Here is an 18,578-nt window from a genome sequence, read left to right on the forward strand (position 1 = left end):
TTAGAAACGGACTTCGTCGTACATATCCTGATCGCCGTCGTCATCACCATAGCGGTCGCTACCGCCGTGGTAATCGGCGTCGGCATCTTCCCCGTCTTCCTCTTCATCGTCCCGCAGCTCATAGTCGTCATCGCCGCGGTGGCTGCCGCGGGGCAGCGGGTTGTCCAGCAGGAACAGCACGGCGCAGGCTTCCATCAGCTGATCTTCGCTCTGTGCCCGCACCGCCTTGACCAGCGGCAGGATGGCGTTGTTGAAGCCGACGCTCACCTTGAACTCGTCCCAGGAGGGCTGCTCGCCGCTGGCGAGCCACTTGTTCCACTGCGACTTGGCCTTGGCCGGGAACTGCACCCGGCCATAGAGGGCGAGCGGCAGGTATTCGGGCATGAACTCCAGCATGCTCATGTCGGCCAGCAGCAGGCTCTTCATCTGGTCGGTGAACTGCTCGAGCCCCTTGGGGTCATCCTGATCCCGGTAGGATTCGATGTTCTCGCTGGCATCGCTTTGCAGGGCTTTGAGCCGTGCCTGGTCCCATTTTTTTTGCATAGTCGCTCTTCTTGCCTGGTGGCTCAGGGGTAGAACTGGTCCCACATCTCCTGCATGGCAGCAGCGGGATCGGTCACGATGACGTTGTTGAAATCCTTGATAAAGGCGGCCCGCTGTTTCGGATCGGACAGCACTTCATAAGCCTGCTTTACCTGGTGCAGCCGGGCGGCTGCCTGCTCTTTCTCTTCTTCGCTCGCCCCGTGCAGCTTGTCGGGGTGGTACTGGTTCGACAGCCGTCGATAGGCTTTTTTGATGTCGTTTTCACTGGCGTTGGACTTGACGCCCAACACCCGGAAGTAGTTGTTCATGACGGATCCTGCCTCACTGGCATGGTGGAATTCATCCTGTGTCGACCTGGTGGCGCAACGTCGGCAAACCAGGCTCGGCAAAAACCGGAGATTTTAACGGAAAGCCGGCGCCTCTGCCATGAAAGTGCGGTCTTTCTGTACGAAAAGAGCGGGCGGTGCGAGATGGCGGCGGGGCTACACTGGCAGAGGGGGGCGGCAGGCCCCGGCGTTGCCCGGCCCCCTCTTGTCCGAACCATCCGGATTCTGCCGTCACAAGGAGTCATCGCCATGGTCAAGTCCGCGTTTTTCGTGCTCGCGCTGGCAGGCAGTGCCGCCTCTGCCAGCGACATATTGCCCACCTCGCCGCTGATGGGGGATGTCACCAGGGCCCAGTTCATGGCGCGGCAGGAGGCGCTCTTCTCTCGCCTGGACAAAAACGGTGACGGGGTGATCGGAGAGTCTGAGCGTCTCGACATCAAGGCCAATCTGGAGAAGCGGGCGATGGAGGCCGCCCAATAGGGCGGGTTGTCAGCCCTCTGATGAAAAAGAGCCCGGTAGCGATACCGGGCTCTTTGCATCTCTGGCATAGAAGGGGGCTACCAGCTTGCCCAGAGCAGCCGCAACCTGAGCCCCCAGGCGCTGCTCCAGCCGGTGGTGCTGCTCACCAGAGCCCCATCCTTGATGACGAGGAAGGTTGGCGTCACCCCCACCTGCCAGCGGGCGGCCAGATCCCCGGACTCGTCGTTGTGGGTGGGGAAGGTCAGCCCCTTCTTCGCCATCCCGGCGCGCAACGGCTCATCGCTGCCGGAGCGCAGGGCCACCGTCAGCACATTTTCACCCTCCTGCCAGAGCTGCTCCACCGTGGGAGTGGTGAAGCGGCACACCCCGCACCAGCTGGCCCAGTAGTAGACCAGCAGGGGCTTGCCGCGGCTCTGCTCGGCCAGAGTGGTGGTGGTGCCGTCCTGCAGGGTGAAGGGGGCCTCCATGGCCCCCGCCGGCAGGGTGGGGCTGCGCCACAGATCCACCAGGGTGGTGATGACGAGCACCATCAGCAGCAGCCAGAGCGCCTCCTTGCTCCAGCGGCGCCAGCGGGGGGCCTTTATGCCTGCATCCTCGGCCATGGCTTAGCTCCGCTTGGCCAGCTCGGCTTTCACCAGCTGCTCCAGCTCGTCATAGGGAATGGCACCTGGCACCAGCTGGTTGCCGATAAGGGTCGCCGGGGTGCCTTGCACGCCCAGCAGGGTGCCGATGCGCAGGCTGTTGCGCAGCTCTTCGGTGGCCTTGCCTGCGGGCTTGAGGGTCAGGTTGTCGGTGGCGGCCAGCGCCTTGTTGATGTCCGTCTCGGTCAGCATCCCCTGCTTGCTCATGAGCTTGTCGTGCAGGGGGAGGAAGCGGGCAGGATCCTGTTGCCACAGGGTCAGGCTGTACTGGGCCGCCTTGGCGGAGGTCTGCCCCTTGAACGGCAGCAACTTGATCACCAGCCCCAGATCGTCCGGATAGGCCGCGAGCAGCTTGGCGACCGCCGGGTCGAACTGCTTGCAGTAGGGGCAGTTGTAGTCGGTGAACAGCACCAGGGTCAGCTTGGGATGCTTGGCGCCGAGGCGCGGGCTGGTGGGGCTGTTGAACAGCACATCCTGGTTGCCCTTGATGAAGTCACCCATCTGGGCCTGCTGGGTCGCGGCGTTCTGTTTCTCCCAGGATTCGGCTGCCTCGTCGAGGATCCCGGGGTTGGCGATCAGGGTCTCGCGAATGAGCTCCTTGATGCGGGCCTCCTGCTCCGGGGTGAAGGGGGCGGCGTGCAGCGTGGGGGTGCCCAGGGTGGCGGCGACCAGGGCGGTGCAGAGGGTCAGGGTTCGCAGTCTCATGGCATTCTCCTTAGAAATGGGTGGCATCGGCCTGAACGAGGCCGGCCTTGTGCAAGCTGTCGAGCAAGTCGGCCTTGTCCAGCAGGGGAGAGAGGACCTCCCCTTCCGGCAGGCCGGGCCCGTAGAGCTGGTTGAAGGGAACGGCGGCGGCGCCACGCTGGCGCAGGAAGGCGGAGATGGCATCGCTCGGTCGGCTCCAGTCGCCGCGAAGGGCCACCACGTCCGGGGCCGACAGGGCGCGCTGCACCTCGTCACGCAGCAGCACGTTGTATTTGTTGGCCTTGCAGGTGACGCACCAGTCGGCGGTGACATCCACGAAGACCCGCTTGTTCTGGGCCAGGGCGTCGGCGATGGCCTGTTCGGAGAGCGGCTGCCAGGCGATGCGATCGACGCTGCCACTCCCTTTCACCGTGAGGGCGCCCCCCAGCAGCAGGGCGCCGCCGATGAGAGCCGAGAGGGAGAGGGCCAGCGTGAAACCGCGCAGGCCATAGCGCCAGAGGATGCCCATCAGCAGCGCCAGCACCATGGCGGCCATCAGCCAGCCGGTGGCCGTGGTGCCCAGATGGTTGCCAAGCAGGCTCGCCAGCCAGAGGCTGGAGCCCAACATCATCAGCCCGAGCAGGATGCGCAGTCGCCCCATCCAGCGCCCCGGTTTGGGCAGCCAGAGGGCAAGGCGTGGCAGGGCCGCCACCAGCAGCCAGGGCAGGCTCATGCCAAGGCCGAGGGCGGTGAAGATGAGCCAGAGCTGGCCGAGGGGCGCCGCCAGTGCAAAGGCCACCGCGGTGCCGAGGAAGGGGGCGGAGCAGGGGGTCGCGAGCAGGGTGGCGAAACTCCCTTGCAGGAAGTGGCCGCCGAGCCCCTTGCCGCCGCAGGTGGCGAGGCGAGTGCTGAGATTGCTGGGCAACCTTATCTCGAACAAGCCCAGCAGGTTGGCGCAAAACAGCAGGGTGACCAGCACCATGAAGCCGATGAAACCGGCGCTCTGGAACTGGATCCCCCAGCCGACCGCCCCTTGTGTGGCGCGCAGCAGGCTGCTCATGGCTGCCAGCACCCAGAAGGAGGTGATTATCCCGGCGCTGGCGGCGAGGAACTGCATGCGCACGCCTCCTTGTTCGCGCCCCTGCTGCTGCAACACGGAGCCGAGTTTCAGGGCCAGCACCGGCAGCACGCAGGGCATCAGGTTGAGGATGAGACCGCCGAGCAGCGCCGCCCCCAGCAGCCAGAGAAGTGGCTGCTCGGGGGCCGGCAGGGCGAGGGGCCCGGCGATGGTGGCGCGGGTCTGCCAGGCCTGCTCGCCGCTGGTGAGCAGCAGGCCGAGGGATTGACCACGCAAGTCAGGGGCATCACCCTGCCAGCCGTCGCTGACCGGCACCCGGGCAATCAGGGTGGTGCCGCTTACCTCGAGCGCGGGCTTGCCGAACTCGGCCCCCTCCAGCGCATCGATGAAGAGCGCAGGTTCCTGCCAGCCTTCTGCCCGCTCGGCCCGCAGTTGCAGCTGGTTATGCTGGTAGCCGAGCTCGACCCGGGTGTCGGCGGGCAGCGTCTGTGGCAGGGTGCTCATGGCCCGGGCCCAGGCGAAGTCAAAGCCGGCCGGCGCCTGCCCATCCGCCGCCAGGGTGAAGGGGTAGTCGGTCAGGATGCAGACATTGCTGCAGGTGGAGAGGCGCAAGGTGCCCTTGAGCGGCTGCCCGGCCGGGTAGCCCAGGCTCAGGGGGAAGCGTACCTGCTCCTGATAGCCCTGGGTGCTGAGCCCGGCCACCTCGAAGGGACGCGGCGTGGGCCAGTGCCACTGGAAGTCGCCGACCGGCTCATCCCACAGGATCTGGGGCGCTATGCCCCCTTCACCCGGGCTGTGCCAGTAGGTCTTCCAGCCTGACGCCAACTGGACATCGAGCAGGATGCGGGTCTGATCCGGGACGCTGCGGTCGGCTTGCAGCCTGACCTTGGCGTGACTGTTCTGGGGGCGGGTGAGCCACCCCGTATCGCTGGCCAATCCGCTGGATTGCCACAGCAGGCTGCCCAGTAGCAGGGCCGCCTTGAAGAGATTCGACATGTGTTGGGTCTCGCAAAAAAATGAGTGACAGCAGGCTGAAAAAGCGCGGCTGAACTCATTCCCGCCAGACGCAGAGGGTGAGGTGCAGTCGCCGCTCCGGCGGCGAGACATTGATGGGGGGAGGCAGTGCCGGCGCGCGCCGTGACAGGGGCACCAGCAGGGCAATCACGAAGGCGATGGCGAAGAAGAGTTGCTCCACGCACAGCAGACTGACGGCGCTCAGCCACTTGCCGTTGAGCTGGCAGCTGCTGGGCTGCACACTGGCGTGCGTGCCCTTGTCGGCCTGGTCGTCGGCTGAGGCGAACTGGGGCAGGGTCTGGCAACTCACGGCGTGATCGAGCAGGGCGAGGCGGGCCAGCGGCTGGGCCGCGCAATTGAGCACCAGCAGGCAGACCAGCAGCAGGAGTCGTGTCGCCGCGCGTTGTTGCAAAATCATGCTCGCCCCGTTCATCAAGATGGCCACATCCTAGCGGGCAATGGCGGGTGGGGCAAGCCGGGGTGGCCGGTGGCGTCCGGGGCTGGTCGGTTCTGTCTGGCGAACGCTTGTTCGCTAAAAGGGGGACCAGTATACTGCGCCGAGTCAAATTCCGAGGTGTTCGATGCTCAAACTTGCCCGTGTGCTGCTGCTGGCACTGCTGCTCGTCTTCTGGTTCCTGTTCGGCCTGTTGCTTTGTCTGGTGCGCCCGCGCCACCCGAACAACGTCTATGTCTTTGCCCGCATGTATCATGCGGTCTGCCCGCTGATCGGCCTCAAGGTCCGGGTGACGGTGGCCGACGAGGTCAAATCGGTGGGGCCGGCGGTCTACGTCTGCAATCACCAGAGCAACTACGACATCTTCACCGTGACCGGCGCCGTGCAGCCCGGCGTGGTGGCGGTGGGCAAGAAGAGCCTGCTGTGGCTCCCCTTCTTCGGTCTCATCTTCTGGCTCTCCGGCAACGTGCTGATCGACCGCTCCAACCGCTCCCGCGCCATCGGCACCATCGGCCAGGTGGTGGATCGCATCAAGCATCGCGGCACCTCCATCTGGATGTTCCCGGAGGGGACCCGCTCCCAGGGGCGTGGTCTGCTGCCGTTCAAGGCGGGGGCCTTCCACACTGCCGTCCAGGCCGAGGTGCCCGTGGTGCCCATCGTCTGCTCCAGCTACTTCGGTCAGGTCGATCTCAACCGCTGGGACAACGGCGAGGTGCTGCTGGAAGTGATGGCCCCGGTGTGCAGCAAGGAGCACGGCGCCGCCGGCATCCGCGAGCTCTCCGACACCTGCCGGGAGAAGATGGAAGCCAAGCTGGCGGAGCTGGATGGCAAGCTTGGCCATCGGCCGGCGGCCTGAGCACGGTTGCAGAGAAGAGAGGGAGCCGCTGGCTCCCTTTTTTATTGGTGAAAATCACCATCTTGTTGGTTTTTTTCACCACGCCGTATCCGTTGAACATCCATCGTTAACTTTCATCTAATTGTAAATAAAGGAAAAAAGCATTCTGGCACGGCTCTTGTAATGTCATGGGAAGAGAGTGACACCCCATCAACAAGGAGCCAGACCATGAGCGTATTCAGCCGCCTGACCGACGTGATCAATGCCAACCTGCACAGCCTGCTCGACAAGAGCGAAGAGCCGGAGAAGATGCTGCGCCTGATGATCGAGGAGATGGAGCAGGTCCAGGTCGAGATGAGAACCCAGGCCGCCCGCGTCATCGCCGAACAGAAACAGCTGGAGCGCCATCAGCAGGCGCTGCGCAACCAGATCCAGGAGTGGGCAGCCAAGGCCGAACTCGCCATCCAGAAGGGCCGCGAAGATCTGGCCCGTGCCGCCCTCACCGAGAAGCTGGCGGAGATGAAGCAGTGCGAGCGGCTGGAAGAGGACAAGGCGCGGGTGGCCGAAGTGCTGGCCCAGCTCACCGCCGACAGCGAGCGACTGGCGGCCAAGCTGACCGAGGCGCGGGAGAAGCAGAAGATGCTGACCCTGCGCGAGCAGACCGCCCACAGCCGCATCCGCGCCCGTGCCCAGGTGGACAACCAGCGCATGCACGAGCTGGTGGCCCGCTTCGACGGCTTCCAGAACCGGGTCGATCAGCTGGAGGCCCAGCTGGAGGCGGCGACCCTGGGGCAGAATCCGTCCCTTGAGGCCCAGTTCCGCGAGCTGGAGCTGAACGACGAGATTGAGCGGGAACTGGCCCGGCTCAAGGGTCAGAAGGTGGAGGCATAACATGACACCCTGGCCCAAGGATCTCGCCCATCGCAAGCTGACCGGGGTCTGCGCCGGTCTTGCCAGAGGGCTGGGGGTGTCCAGAGTGACGGTGCGGGTGGTGGCCCTGCTCGCCCTGATCCTGATGCCGCCGCTGGCCCTGGCGCTCTATCTGGTGGGGGTGCTCGTCATGCCTCCCCGCCGTGAACTTCAACGCTGGCTGGGGTGATCTCCGGATCGCCCCGTCGGCAAGTGCAAGCCCGTGAGGAGCACAACATGCTGGAATTTATCGTCTTGATCCTGGTGCTGATCGGCATGGCGCTGACCGGATTCACCGTGTTGGCCATGCTGCTGGTGAGCGGGGTCTTCGTGCTGTTTGGCGCCCTGGCCGGCATGTTTGCCCTCATCATCAAGCTGGCGCCCTGGTTGCTGCTGGTGCTGGTGGTGTGCTGGCTGCTTGGCAACAGGCGCAGGCAGTCGAACACCTACCGTTAAGCCTCCCTGATCTCGCATCCTTCCTTGGCCACTGCTTGCAGTGGCCCTTTTTATGGGCGCGACACGGGTTCGGTGTGCGGGGTGGCAAGCCAGGAAAGGCTCCAGTCGTGCCACAGCGCCGGCTCTTGCACCAGGCGCTCCTTGAACGCCTTGCTCTGCTGCTTGAGGCGGTACTCGAGGCGCAGCGCCTCGGGTTTGCCGGGAACCTCCTGCTGCCACGCCAGCGTCAGGGGCCCCTTGCCGCGCAGGGCTCTGGCCCCCTTGCCGCTCTGGTGCTGACGCAGGCGCCGCTCGGGATCCGTGCTGATCCCCGCATAGAGTGCCCCGGCGCCGGTGCGCACCAGATAGACAAACCAGGGGGAGGGCGTGCCGGTGGCGAGGGTCACGAGGTGCGCCACCTTGCCCGCCGACCCCCGAGCCGGTGCAGGGGCAGCAGGCTCACCAGCAGGCCGGCCCAGACGAAGGCGAAGCCAACGGATTTCACCGGATCCGGTATCTCGCCAAACCAGAAGAGGGCGAGCAGGAAGGCGAGGCTGGGCTCTATGTATTGCAACAGGCCCACGGTGCTCATGGGGGTGCGCGCCACCGCGTAGCAGAACAGCCCCACCGGCAGCAGGGTGGCGGGCGCACTGCCCATCAGCAGCAGCTTGTCGGCCCAGTCTCCTGCCATAAACTGGCTGGTGCCCTGCAAGGTCAGCCAGCCGATGACGAGCAGGGCGACGGGCAACTGCACCAGGGACTCCAGATAGAGGCTGGTGCCGGCGTCCAGTCTCACCTTCTTCTTGATGAGGCCGTAGAGGGCAAAGTTGGCCCCCATCACAAGGGAGAACCAGGGCAGCTCGCCGTAGGAGAAGAGCATGTAGGCGAGCCCCGCCAGGGCGAGCGCCACCGCCAGGTGTTTCTGCGGGGTGAGCCTCTCTTTCAGGAAGAGCACCGCAAAGGCGATGTTGAACAGCGGGGTCATGAAGAAGGCGAGGCTGGTGGCCAGCACCTGACCCGTGGTCAGGCACCAGGTGAACATGCACCAGCTGATGGACATCACGGGGCCCGCCAGCAGCACGAGACCGAGCTGCCGGGGATCGCCGCGCAGGGCCCCCCAGGGTACCCGGTGGCCGAGCAGCAGCAACAGGCCTCCCAGCAGCACCACGGACCAGAGCACCCGGTGGGAGAGCAGCTCCCACATGTTGACCTCGGGCATGAACTGGTAATAGAGGGGCAGCATGCCCCACAGCACGAATGAGAGGGCCGCGCTGCCGGTGCCCATCCAGTTCTTCATCGCTCTCCGTTTATTAAACTAAACAATGGCGGCTGCATGATAAGTATCCGCCGCCACTTTCACAAGCGGGAGCGGGGAGAAAACTCTGGTACTATCGGGTCCATGAACCGACTCGATATCCTGTTTGAACAGATCCGGGCCTGCCGCCTGTGCGAGGCCCACCTGCCGCTCGGCCCAAGGCCGGTGATCCGCGGCAACGAGCACGCCCGTCTGCTCATCATCGGCCAGGCGCCGGGGACCCGGGTACACGCCAGCGGCATCCCCTGGGACGACCCCTCCGGCGATCGGCTGCGCCAGTGGCTCGGGGTGGACAAGAGCGTCTTCTACGACGAATCCCACATCGCCATCATGCCCATGGGGCTCTGTTACCCGGGCCGGGGCAAGTCGGGGGATCTGCCCCCTAGGCCGGAGTGCGCCCCCACCTGGCACGACAAGGTGCTGATGCTGTTGCCCAACATCGAGCTGACCCTGCTCATCGGCCAGTACGCGCAAGCCTACTACCTGCGGGAGGCGGCGAAAGGATCCCTCACCGAGACGGTGCGACACTGGGCGGACTTTGGCCCGGCCTGGTTGCCGCTGCCGCACCCGTCACCGCGCAACACCCTCTGGCTCAGGAAGAACCCCTGGTTCGAGCAGGCCGTGATCCCCCATCTGCAGCAGAGGGTCGCCCCCCTGCTTGCCCCTGCCGGCTAGAGCGCCGGCTCGGCCTGGGGCTTGCTGCGGGCCATGGCGACCAGCGGCAGTATGATGCACAGGCACCCCAGCAGCAGCGGCAGCCCTGGCTGTTCGTCAAACAGCCAGACCCCGATGGCGACCGCCATCAGCAGCCCGGTGTACTCCGCCGAGGCGATCTTGCTCGCCTCCGCCTTGCGATAGGCCATCACGCACAGCCCCGCGTAGACCATGATGAGCGCCGAGGAGCCGAAGGCGGGCCACCACATCTGCCATTGCCACTCGCCCCCTTCCCACCAGGCCAGCGCCAGGATGAAGGGCATGCTCAGCACATTGGTGAAAAACAGGGTCTGGGCGATGGGCTGCTGGAGCGGGATGCGCTTGATCAGCAGGTTGTTGACCGCCAGGGAGAGCGCCACCCCGAGCGCCGCCAGGGCGGCCCAGTTAACTTCGGTCGGGCGCAGCACGATGAGTACCCCGACGAAGCCGAGCAGCGCCGTCAGCACCTTCTGGCGCGAGAGTGCCTCCCCCGCCAGCCAGACCGCGAGCGGCACCATCAGCAGCGGGGCGGCATAGAAGAGGGCGTTGGCGGTGGCGAGCGGCAGCCGGGTGAGGGCGACCACCATCAGGCAGACGCCGACGGCCCAGATGTGGGCCCGCAGCAGGTGCCACTTGAGGGCTACCGGCGGGTTGCGCCGCCAGGACCAGAGCAGCCAGGGGGCGAGCAGCAGGGCTGCGGAGAGCTGGCGGAAAAAGACAAACTGGAAAATGGGCTGGTCCGGCTCCAGCACCTTGACCAGGGCATCGGAGAAGACCGCCACCATGTTGCCGAGCACCAGATAGAGGATGCCTATTCCGACTGCATTCATACCACCTCCAGATTCAGATGAGGGGAGGGTAGCCCGCGGCCTGTTATCCAGTAAAATGATAAAAAATCATCACGCATGAGAAATTTGGATAATGAAGCTGCCCCCCCTGCGCGCCGTTCAATATTTCGAGGTGGTTGCCCGCCTGCTGAGTTTTTCCCGCGCCGCCCTGGAGCTCAATGTCAGCCAGAGTGCGGTCAGTCACCAGATCCGTCTGCTGGAGGATTTTCTGGGGGAGCGGCTGCTGCTGCGCCAGGGGCGGCTGCTCTCCCTGACGCCCCAGGGGGAGATCTATTTCGAGGGGATCGCCGCCGGGCTGGTCCAGATTGCCCAGAGCAGCGAGCAGTTGCGCGGTGGCGGCGAGATGCGGGTGCGGCTCGCGGTCTACAGCTCCTTTGCGGTGAAGTGGCTGATACCGCGCCTGGCCGGGCTGCGCCAGCTCTATCCCGAGCTGGATCTCAGCCTGGAGATGGTGGCGGAAGATCCCGAGCTCTCCGACAGGGTGGCGGACGGTTTCATCACCGTCTCCCCCGAAGGGCCGGGTTACATGCACGATCTGCTCTATCGGGAGCGGCTGATGCCGGTGTGCAGTCGGCGGATGTGGCAGCAGGTGGAAGGGGAGTGGCCCGCCACCCTGTGGCAGTTGCCGCTGCTCTCCATCCAGGCTATCTACCGCGAGAAGGGGGAAGATTGGCGGCGCTGGGCCGAAATGGGGGGACTGACCATTCCCCCCGAGGCGAGGGTGCACCATTTCAGCCATATCCTGCTCGCGCTGGAGGCGGCGAACTGGGACCAGGGAATGGCGCTCATCAATGACTACATGTTGCAGCCGGAGGATCCGCGTCTAGTGCGACTGCCCCTGCACGCCCTCGAGACCGGCGACAACTTCTATTTCGTCTTCAAACGCTCGCGCGCCCATGAACCCGCCATCAGCCGGTTGCGTCAGTGGCTGTGGCAGGAGTCGCAGGCGAGCCTGAGACCCGGGGAAAACGAGCCTCTCAGGCGCGTCTGAGCGGGCTGGGGGCCCTATGCAGAATGGACGGCGCAGCCCACGACGCAGGAGTCTGCTTCGGGGGGGCCTGATGGCACTGGCGAGACCAGGGCCATCAGGAGCGGGTCAGGTGCGCTTGAACTGGCTCAGTACAAAGAGGGTGGTGGCGCAGACTACGACCGAGGGACCGGCCGGGGTGTCTTGATACCAGGAGAGGGCAAGGCCCCCCAGCACGGCGAGACAGCCTGTCAGGGCGGCAAAGCCGGCCATCTGCTCCGGGGTCTGGCTGAAGCGGCGGGCGGTGGCGGCGGGAATGATCAGCAAGGAGGTGATGATGAGCGCCCCGACGAACTTCATGGCCACCGCGATGACCAGGCCTATCAGCAGCATCAGCACGCAGCGCAGCACATCCACCCGCACCCCTTCCACCCGGGCCAGCTCTTCCGAGATGGTCATGGAGAGCAGGGGGTCCCAGAGTCGCCACAGGGTGAGCAGCACCAGGGCGCCGCCGCCGTAGATCCAGAGCAGGTCCATGGGCTGCACCGAGAGCAGGTCGCCAAACAGGTAGGCCATCAGGTCCACCCGCACGTTGTCCATGAAGCTCAGGGTGACCAGACCCAGCGACAGGGCGCTGTGGGCCAGAATGCCGAGCAGGGTGTCGGTGGCCACCTGCTGGTTGCGGCTCATGATGACCAGCAGCATCGCCATGGCGAGGCAGCAGACCACGACCGCCAGGGTGAGGTCCACCTGCAGCAGGATGCCGAGGGCGATGCCGAAGAGGCAGGCATGGGAGAGGGTGTCGCCAAAATAGGCCATCTTGCGCCACACCACGAAGCTGCCAAGCGGCCCGGCCAGCAGGGCGATGCCGAGTCCGGCCGCGAGGGCGTATAACAGAAAGCTGTCCACGTGAAGATCCTAGTTGTTGCGAGAGGGCAGGCGGATGACGGGAGCCTGCGGTTCATGATGATGGTGTTCGCCATCGCAGTGGTGATGGTGGGTATAGACCGCCAGCACCTCCCGCTCCGGTCGCCCGAACAGGCGGGCAAATTCCGGGTGGCGGGCCACGCTCTGTGGCTCGCCGTGGCAGCAGACGTGGCGATTGAGGCAGATCACCTCGTGAGTGCTGGCCATCACCAGGTGCAGATCGTGGGAGACCATCAGCACGGCGCAGTGGAACTCGGCGGCCAGCTGGCTGATGAGGGCATAGAGCTCGATCTGGCCCGTGATATCTACCCCTTGCACCGGTTCGTCCAGCACCAGTAGCTCGGGCTTGACCAGCAGGGCGCGGGCCAGCAGTACCCGCTGCATCTCGCCACCGGAGAGCTTCTGCATCCGGTTGTCCAGCAGATCCTGGGCGCCGACCCGATTGAGGGCCTCCTCGATGGAGAGGCGGCTGTTCTTGCCAAGCTGCAGGAAGCGGCGCACCGTCAGGGGGAGGGTGGGGTCCAGATAGAGGCGCTGGGGTACATAGCCGACCCGCAGATCGCGGCGGCGGACGATGTCCCCCGAATCTGGGCTGAGCAAACCCAGCACCAGCTTGCTCAGAGTGCTCTTGCCTGCCCCGTTGGGGCCGACCAGGGTGGTGATTTTGCCTTTGTTCAGGGTAAAGGAGACCTTGTCGAGCACGAGTCGTCCGTCAAATGAGAGACAGACCTCTTTCAGCTCCACCAGTTGGGTCATGACAGCTCCGGGGTTTACAGCCTGTGAGAGTTATAATATAACAGCGACGTTGGTTTGTTATATTATCACACACATACTCCCTGACGAGACCTCTATGCGAATTCTTGCTCTGATCACTGCCCTGATGGCGGTGAGTCTGCCTGTCCGTGCCCTCGAGGTGCTGACCACCATCAAGCCCCTGGGCTTCATCGCGGCGGCGATCACCGATGGCGTGAGCGAGCCCGGGGTGCTGCTGCCCACCGGTGCGTCGCCCCACGATTTTTCCCTGCGCCCTTCCGACATGCGCAATATCAAGGAGGCCGATCTGGTGGTGTGGGTCGGTCCCGAGCTGGAAGGCTTCATGGCCAAACCCCTGGCCCAGCATCCTCATGTATTGACCCTGACCCAGGTTCCCGGCATGCCGCTGTACAACTATGCGACCCAGGGGGAACATGACGATCATCACCATGATGAGAAGGATCATGGCCATGCCGCCCACGACCACGGCTCGCACGACGAGGGCCATGAAGGGCACCACCACGAAGGGGTGGATCCCCACATCTGGCTGGGTCCAACCCAGGCCAAGGTGATTGCCAAGGCGATCGCGACCGAACTGGGCAAGCTGGATCCTGCCAACCAGGCGCACTATGCCGCCAATCTCGCGGCCTTCGAGGGCAAGGTTGACGCCCTGGACAAGGTGATCGCCGTGCAGATGAAGGCGGTGGATCAGAAGGGCTACTTCGTGTTCCACGAAGCCTATGGATACTGGGAGCGTCACTACGGCATGAGCTCCAAGGGACACTTCACCGTGAGCCCGGAGCGTCGCCCGGGAGCCAAGACGCTGATTGACATCCGCAAGGCGCTGGAAGAGAAAAAGGCGAGCTGCATCTACGCCGAGCCGCAGTTCTCCCCGGCGGTGATCGAGTCGGTTGCCCGCAATACCGGGGCCAAGGTGCTGCTGCTGGACGAAGTCGGCGAGCGGGTGCCGCTCGGTCCGGACGGTTATCCGCAATTCATGCAGCAGTTGGCGGATGCCTTCGCCCAGTGCCGCTAGGCCTTGCCCGACATTGACGATAGAGGCGGCGCGGCCAACTATACTGACCTCCAGCATCTGATATGGAGTGTCAGTCATGAAATGGTTGCTCATCTCTGCCTGCACGCTGACCCTGCTGGGATCCGGCATACAGGCATCCGGTCTTTCCGAACACATCGCCAGCCCGGAACTCAGGGCAAAAATGCAGGCGGTCTATGGCGCCAGAGCGATCCAGCGGTCCGAGGCCTTCTCTCGTCTGCTGACGCCAAGGGCCGGAACGACGGACCAGCAGAAGCTGGAGCTGGTGAACAACTACTTCAACAACCTGACCTACAGCGAGGATCCCAGACTGTGGGGGGATGATGATTATTGGGCCAATCCGCTGGAGTTCATCGGGGCGAGAGGGGGGGATTGCGAGGACTACAGCATCGCCAAGTACTACACCCTGATGGAGCTGGGGGTCGACGAGAAGAAGCTGCGGCTGGCCTATGTGAAGGCAATTCGTTACAACCAGTTCCACATGGTGACGTTGTACTTCCCGACCATCAAGTCAGATCCCCTGGTGCTGGACAACATCAATGGCCGCATCCTGCCGGGGAGCAAGCGCAATGATCTGCAGCCGGTTTACAGTTTCGATGCCAAAAGCATCTGGATCATGAAATCCCGCCGCGAGGGAACCCTGGCGGGGAGTGCCGATCGCCTGGCCCAGTGGACCTCGATGCAGAGCCGGTTCTCCAGCGAGCATCTGCGCTCCCCCCGTCGCCAGCTATAACTTGCCCGCCGCCTTCAACTCCTCGAAATATTTTCCCGCGCCCGGATGCTGTTCGACACTCAGCACCGGGCCTATTTTGTTGCGCGCCTTGTGAAACAGGTTCGCATAGCCATAGGTCTGTTCGTTGAAACTGGTTTGCTGGCTCAGCATGGCCCGGGTCAGCCGATAGACCTCGTCATCGGGAGTGGCGGCATTGGTCACCAGGGTGGCGGCGATGGCGAAGGTGGGGGTTGCCTTGAGGTTGCCCGGGTAGATGCGTGCCGGCACCTGGCTGCGCTGGTAATACCTGACCCCTTTGAGCAGCTGGTCCCTTACGGGCCCCTCGATCGCCAGGAAGCGCACGGCGCAGCGCTTGGCGGTGTCCAGCACGATGCGGTTGGGATGACCCATGACAAGGCCATAGGCATCGATCTGTTTATTGCACAACGCTTCGGAGAGATTGGCGACGCTCTTCAAATCGAGATCCTGCTCCTTTGCGCCCAGAACATTGAACAGGGCCAATGCCGTTTGACGAGTCCCTGAACTCTTCAGGCCCATGTCGATGGGGGCCAGCTTGAGCTGCTCCAGGGTGGTGATATCCCCATCGGCTCGCACCACTATGGTGAAAGGTTCGGCGTGGGTGGCAAAGAGCGCCCTCAGCTCGGGTTGTGGCTGGGCAGCGAAAGGCCCGGTGCCCTGGCTGGCCTGATAGAGCCAGTCGGACTGGACGAGCGCATAGGGTACCTCTCCCGTTTTCAGCTGGCGGAGATTTTCGATGGACCCGGAGCTGGCCTGTAGTTTGCAGGGCATCGTGGGGTCACTTTTTTTGGCCAGTCTGCAGAACTCCTTGATGACCTGGTAATAGATGCCTTGCTCCCCCCCTGTGCCTATGGTCATGGTGGTCGCGTGCAGGGTCGGTTGCCACAGCAGGGCGAGCAGCAGCAGCGGGATCCTCATGATGCATTCTCCTGAGTGGCATAACCATCGATGCCCCAACTGCGCAGCATGTCCACATCGCTTACGTCGCCGGCTTCCGCCAGCAAGGTGTAGCCGGAAGCATGGAGGCATTGGGAGAGCAGGTTCCAATAAAGGGGGGACTGGGTGAGCTGGCAACTGATGAAGACGGGTCTGATGGGGTCGAGCCTGGCCAGATTGTCGTTGTTCATCGGGATGTTGCTGAATGCCAGCTCAATCCCCTGGGACTGGAGTGCGGTCAGTCGTTCCTCGGCCAGGGGGGGAAGATCGCCAGATCCCAGCGCCAGTCCAGCGTCTTGCCACGAGCGCTGGTCAGCACGGGGGCAAACTGCGCCCAGTCTGGGTGGCCGAGCAGGCTGAGAGGCAGCTGGAGCCCTTCCGCCTTCTGGGTCAGCCAGTTGTTGAGCAGCCCCCGAATTTCATCCGGCGAACTGTCCGTGGTGGGGGGGTGCTTGGGTAGCAGGCGGCTGTAGAGCCTGATACTCCCCTGAGTGGAGAAGAAATGCTGCTGATAGGTGTTGCCATCGGTGTCGACCAGCCCAACGAGCTTCTGGTGGGTCGGGAGAGCGTCGTGCTTGCCAAGCTGGGTGATCTTGAGCCGCTGTTGCAGCAGGTCCCGCTTGCGTTCAGAGACCAGCTGGTTGATGGAGACAACGACTTCCTGCAATTCGCGAAGCCACGGGGTTGGCAGGTTGCCGCTGAACTGGCGTTTGCGGATCCGGGCCAGTTGCAGACTGATCTGTTCGAGGGGGCGCAGCAGGCGGCGGCACACCCAGGTGATCACCAGGCTGAACACCAGCAGGCCGGCGAGCAGCGCAAGTCCGGTACGACTGATGGCGTTCCACAGATGCTGGTAGGCGTAACCCTTGTGTCCCTCGAGCGTGAGGGTACCGAGAATGCGCCAGCCGTCGGTCAACTCCTGCTCAATCTTGACCGGTGGCATGTCGATAACTGAGGGGAGCCAGCCTGGAACATTTTGCTGTGCGGTGTGGAACACCTTCTGGAACAGCACCTGGCCATCCGGATCCAGCAGAACGACGGAGTTGACGAAGCCTCCGTCGAACATGGCGTTCACTATGGTCTCGGCAAGGACCTTGTCATCGTTGAGCAGAGTGCCCTGCAGCACCAGCCCCAGTGCGGTGATGGCGGTTTCAAGGTTGGCCGACATCTGGTCGAGAATAGACTGTCGTACCGTCGTGATCTCCAGCACGAGCAGCAGCGCGGCGCCGATGGTGAAGAGGATTAGGATGATTACATTTAACAATTTTGCCAATGACATACCCACTCCATGGAGATGTTTTTGCAACATTTTCTGGGCCGGAGAGCACCACAACCGGACTTGGTTCTTAAAAATAGAAAAAAATGGCTGAAAATGACGATCATTTCTGCCCATGCTGGAAGGTTATGCATAAAATGTGAGTTTCGTGCATGGAGCTATGAACTTTTTGTAAGTATTTAGGTCTAAAAGCCAGATATTCGGTTTTCATAATAAAAACTCATAAAAACAGATCCACAACCACCACCCTTAGATCTAATAACAGGATAGCGGATGAAACGTCTCCGTCCCTTGGTAGCCCAGGCTGCCAATTGGGAACCCCCGGTTCCCCGCAAGCATTTCTATGCCATGCTATTGCTCACGGCCATGACGCTGTCAGCGGTAGCCGTATTGCCAGCTCCCGGTGACATCCTGGAGCGGCCACTGCGTCTGGAGTTGCCGATCGCCACCACGGGCACCGCAACCAACGAAGACAACACCGACTTCAACGACATTCCGGATCACGAGCTGGTCGAGTCAGCCGCTCCCGAAGACGACATCCCGGCGGATGCCACGCCTCAATGGCAAGATTACCGGGTTCGCAATGGCGAGAACCTGACCACCATCTTCAACAACCTGGGGCTGTCCACCACCACCCTCTACAAGGTGCTGGATGCGGATGCCAAGAACAACCTGGCGCGTCTCAAACCCGGTCAGACCATCGAGTTGCTGATCGATCAGGACAACATTCTGCAGCAGTTGAAGATCCGCCTGAACATCAAGCAGACCCTGGTGCTGGAGCGTACCGACGACACCTATAGCGCCAACATGCTCAATGAAGAGGTAGAGTGGCAGCAGAAGAGCTATGACGGTGTCATCAACGGCAGCTTCTACGTCAGCGCCCGCAATGCCGGTATCCCGGCCAACCACATCCAGAAGATTGCCAACCTGTTCCAGTGGCGCCTCAACTTCGCCAAGGATTTGAAAAAAGGTGACAAGTTCAAGGTGCTGGTCCGTCAGGAGACGGTCGACGGTAAGAGTACGGGCAATACCCAGTTGCTGGGGGTCGAGGTGTTCAGCCAGGGCAAGGCCGTGTCAGCCTGGTTGTCGGAAGATGGCAACTATTATGACGGTCAGGCAAACAGCCTGGAGCGCGGCTTCCGCCGTTATCCGACTCACAGCCGTTACCGGGTCAGCTCCAGTTTCAACCCGAATCGCCGTCATCCCATTACCGGGCAGGTCCGGCCCCATGAGGGGACCGACTTTGCCCTGCCGGTAGGCACGCCCATCATGGCGACCGGTGATGGTGTGGTCCTCAAGGCAACCAGCCACCCGCTGGCAGGCACCTATGTTGTGATCAAGCACGGCCGTACCCTGATGACCCGTTATCTGCACCTGAGCAAGCTGCTGGTCAAGCCGGGTCAGAAGGTGAAGATGGGTGACAAGATTGCCCTCTCCGGCAACACGGGCCGCTCCACCGGTGCTCACCTGCACTACGAGGTGCGCATCAACAACCGCCCGGTGGATCCCATGAAGATCAAGCTGCCGATGGCGGAGCCGCTCTCCGGTAAGGACAAGCGTCAGTTCCTCGCCAAGGTGAAGAGCTACCGCAAAGAGATGGAGGCGGGCTGAACGGCTCCCTCCTGACGAAAAAGGCCCCGCAAACTGGCGGGGCCTTTT

The 18,578-nt window shown here is 63.3% G+C and carries 22 protein-coding genes and 1 pseudogene; 10 read left to right on the top strand and 13 right to left on the bottom strand.

What is annotated here, in order from left to right; all coding sequences use genetic code 11:
• Both atcA and atcJ read right to left on the bottom strand, forming a co-directional pair.
• Window positions 1-543, bottom strand: coding sequence for a cold adaptation protein AtcA (atcA, locus tag C3F36_RS12790; protein WP_104455193.1), 543 nt, complete (start codon window positions 541-543; stop codon window positions 1-3).
• 23 nt (window positions 544-566) lie between these two features.
• Window positions 567-851, bottom strand: a complete 285-nt coding sequence (gene atcJ, locus C3F36_RS12795; protein ID WP_024943298.1) for a cold adaptation protein ActJcold adaptation protein ActJ — start codon at window positions 849-851, stop codon at window positions 567-569.
• Window positions 852-1,118: 267 nt separating this feature from the next.
• Between atcJ and C3F36_RS12800 the strand changes: the two genes are divergently transcribed.
• Window positions 1,119-1,349 (top strand): hypothetical protein, encoded by a 231-nt coding sequence (locus tag C3F36_RS12800; protein WP_104455194.1) that lies wholly within the window; start codon window positions 1,119-1,121, stop codon window positions 1,347-1,349.
• Window positions 1,350-1,426: 77 nt separating this feature from the next.
• On the opposite strand, the gene C3F36_RS12805 is transcribed toward C3F36_RS12800, so the two are convergent.
• From C3F36_RS12805 to C3F36_RS12820, 4 genes are read right to left on the bottom strand one after another with little or no spacing between them, the layout of a single operon-like run.
• Entirely contained in the window at window positions 1,427-1,951 is a 525-nt protein-coding gene (locus C3F36_RS12805) for a protein disulfide oxidoreductase (RefSeq protein ID WP_104455195.1), read from the bottom strand.
• Window positions 1,952-1,954: 3 nt separating this feature from the next.
• The gene (locus tag C3F36_RS12810; RefSeq protein WP_010672791.1) at window positions 1,955-2,695 is read right to left on the bottom strand and encodes a DsbA family protein; all 741 of its coding nucleotides are present in this window, start codon (window positions 2,693-2,695) and stop codon (window positions 1,955-1,957) included.
• A 10-nt stretch (window positions 2,696-2,705) separates the two neighbouring features.
• Window positions 2,706-4,748 carry a protein-disulfide reductase DsbD family protein gene (locus C3F36_RS12815; protein ID WP_199769588.1) on the bottom strand — a complete coding sequence of 681 codons (2,043 nt, stop codon included), beginning with the start codon at window positions 4,746-4,748 and terminating at the stop codon, window positions 2,706-2,708.
• 55 nt (window positions 4,749-4,803) lie between these two features.
• Window positions 4,804-5,184 (bottom strand): hypothetical protein, encoded by a 381-nt coding sequence (locus tag C3F36_RS12820; RefSeq protein ID WP_104456051.1) that lies wholly within the window; start codon window positions 5,182-5,184, stop codon window positions 4,804-4,806.
• 163 nt (window positions 5,185-5,347) lie between these two features.
• Between C3F36_RS12820 and C3F36_RS12825 the strand changes: the two genes are divergently transcribed.
• From C3F36_RS12825 to pspG, 4 genes are all read left to right on the top strand, one after another.
• Window positions 5,348-6,076, top strand: coding sequence for a 1-acylglycerol-3-phosphate O-acyltransferase (locus C3F36_RS12825; RefSeq protein WP_039039739.1), 729 nt, complete (start codon window positions 5,348-5,350; stop codon window positions 6,074-6,076).
• A 207-nt stretch (window positions 6,077-6,283) separates the two neighbouring features.
• Window positions 6,284-6,946 (top strand): phage shock protein PspA, encoded by a 663-nt coding sequence (pspA, locus tag C3F36_RS12830; protein WP_010672795.1) that lies wholly within the window; start codon window positions 6,284-6,286, stop codon window positions 6,944-6,946.
• Window position 6,947: 1 nt separating this feature from the next.
• On the top strand, window positions 6,948-7,154 hold the full coding sequence (locus C3F36_RS12835; RefSeq protein WP_010672796.1) for a PspC domain-containing protein: 207 nt from the start codon (window positions 6,948-6,950) through the stop codon (window positions 7,152-7,154).
• A gap of 47 nt (window positions 7,155-7,201) precedes the next feature.
• Window positions 7,202-7,420: an envelope stress response protein PspG gene (gene pspG, locus C3F36_RS12840; protein WP_042079384.1), complete on the top strand. Its 219-nt coding sequence runs from the start codon at window positions 7,202-7,204 to the stop codon at window positions 7,418-7,420.
• A 50-nt stretch (window positions 7,421-7,470) separates the two neighbouring features.
• Here pspG and C3F36_RS12845 read toward each other — a convergent pair whose 3' ends face one another.
• Both C3F36_RS12845 and rarD read right to left on the bottom strand, forming a co-directional pair.
• Window positions 7,471-7,806 (bottom strand): GIY-YIG nuclease family protein, encoded by a 336-nt coding sequence (locus tag C3F36_RS12845; protein WP_104455197.1) that lies wholly within the window; start codon window positions 7,804-7,806, stop codon window positions 7,471-7,473.
• The gene (gene rarD, locus C3F36_RS12850) at window positions 7,803-8,696 is read right to left on the bottom strand and encodes an EamA family transporter RarD (protein ID WP_104455198.1); all 894 of its coding nucleotides are present in this window, start codon (window positions 8,694-8,696) and stop codon (window positions 7,803-7,805) included. Before rarD ends, C3F36_RS12845 begins: the two co-directional genes overlap by 4 nt.
• 102 nt (window positions 8,697-8,798) lie before the next feature.
• On the opposite strand from rarD, the gene C3F36_RS12855 reads away from it, so the two are divergent.
• Window positions 8,799-9,389, top strand: coding sequence for a uracil-DNA glycosylase family protein (locus C3F36_RS12855; protein ID WP_104455199.1), 591 nt, complete (start codon window positions 8,799-8,801; stop codon window positions 9,387-9,389).
• On the opposite strand, the gene C3F36_RS12860 is transcribed toward C3F36_RS12855, so the two are convergent.
• Window positions 9,386-10,237 carry a DMT family transporter gene (locus C3F36_RS12860; RefSeq protein WP_104455200.1) on the bottom strand — a complete coding sequence of 284 codons (852 nt, stop codon included), beginning with the start codon at window positions 10,235-10,237 and terminating at the stop codon, window positions 9,386-9,388. The two genes, C3F36_RS12855 and C3F36_RS12860, sit on opposite strands and share 4 nt — an antisense overlap.
• A gap of 91 nt (window positions 10,238-10,328) precedes the next feature.
• On the opposite strand from C3F36_RS12860, the gene C3F36_RS12865 reads away from it, so the two are divergent.
• Window positions 10,329-11,246, top strand: coding sequence for a LysR substrate-binding domain-containing protein (locus C3F36_RS12865; protein WP_042014956.1), 918 nt, complete (start codon window positions 10,329-10,331; stop codon window positions 11,244-11,246).
• 105 nt (window positions 11,247-11,351) lie between these two features.
• On the opposite strand, the gene znuB is transcribed toward C3F36_RS12865, so the two are convergent.
• On the bottom strand, window positions 11,352-12,131 hold the full coding sequence (gene znuB, locus C3F36_RS12870; RefSeq protein WP_010672803.1) for a zinc ABC transporter permease subunit ZnuB: 780 nt from the start codon (window positions 12,129-12,131) through the stop codon (window positions 11,352-11,354).
• A 9-nt stretch (window positions 12,132-12,140) separates the two neighbouring features.
• Complete coding sequence (gene znuC / locus C3F36_RS12875; RefSeq protein WP_039039733.1) at window positions 12,141-12,905, bottom strand: zinc ABC transporter ATP-binding protein ZnuC; 765 nt, start codon at window positions 12,903-12,905, stop codon at window positions 12,141-12,143.
• A gap of 94 nt (window positions 12,906-12,999) precedes the next feature.
• Between znuC and znuA the strand changes: the two genes are divergently transcribed.
• On the top strand, window positions 13,000-13,938 hold the full coding sequence (znuA, locus tag C3F36_RS12880; protein ID WP_104455201.1) for a zinc ABC transporter substrate-binding protein ZnuA: 939 nt from the start codon (window positions 13,000-13,002) through the stop codon (window positions 13,936-13,938).
• Window positions 13,939-14,014: 76 nt separating this feature from the next.
• Window positions 14,015-14,689, top strand: a complete 675-nt coding sequence (locus C3F36_RS12885) for a transglutaminase-like cysteine peptidase (RefSeq protein WP_104455202.1) — start codon at window positions 14,015-14,017, stop codon at window positions 14,687-14,689.
• Here the strand turns inward: C3F36_RS12885 and C3F36_RS12890 are convergent.
• Both C3F36_RS12890 and C3F36_RS12895 read right to left on the bottom strand, forming a co-directional pair.
• Window positions 14,684-15,625 (bottom strand): TAXI family TRAP transporter solute-binding subunit, encoded by a 942-nt coding sequence (locus tag C3F36_RS12890; protein ID WP_042014953.1) that lies wholly within the window; start codon window positions 15,623-15,625, stop codon window positions 14,684-14,686. The two genes, C3F36_RS12885 and C3F36_RS12890, sit on opposite strands and share 6 nt — an antisense overlap.
• A pseudogene (locus C3F36_RS12895) lies at window positions 15,622-16,922 on the bottom strand (LapD/MoxY N-terminal periplasmic domain-containing protein). Before C3F36_RS12895 ends, C3F36_RS12890 begins: the two are co-directional and overlap by 4 nt.
• Before the next feature lie 270 nt (window positions 16,923-17,192).
• Here C3F36_RS12895 and mepM point away from each other — a divergent pair.
• Entirely contained in the window at window positions 17,193-18,530 is a 1,338-nt protein-coding gene (gene mepM / locus C3F36_RS12900) for a murein DD-endopeptidase MepM (protein WP_041212320.1), read from the top strand.
• Window positions 18,531-18,578 lie beyond the last annotated feature (48 nt).

The organism is Aeromonas sp. ASNIH2, from assembly GCF_002934795.1.
Lineage (GTDB): Bacteria > Pseudomonadota > Gammaproteobacteria > Enterobacterales > Aeromonadaceae > Aeromonas > Aeromonas caviae.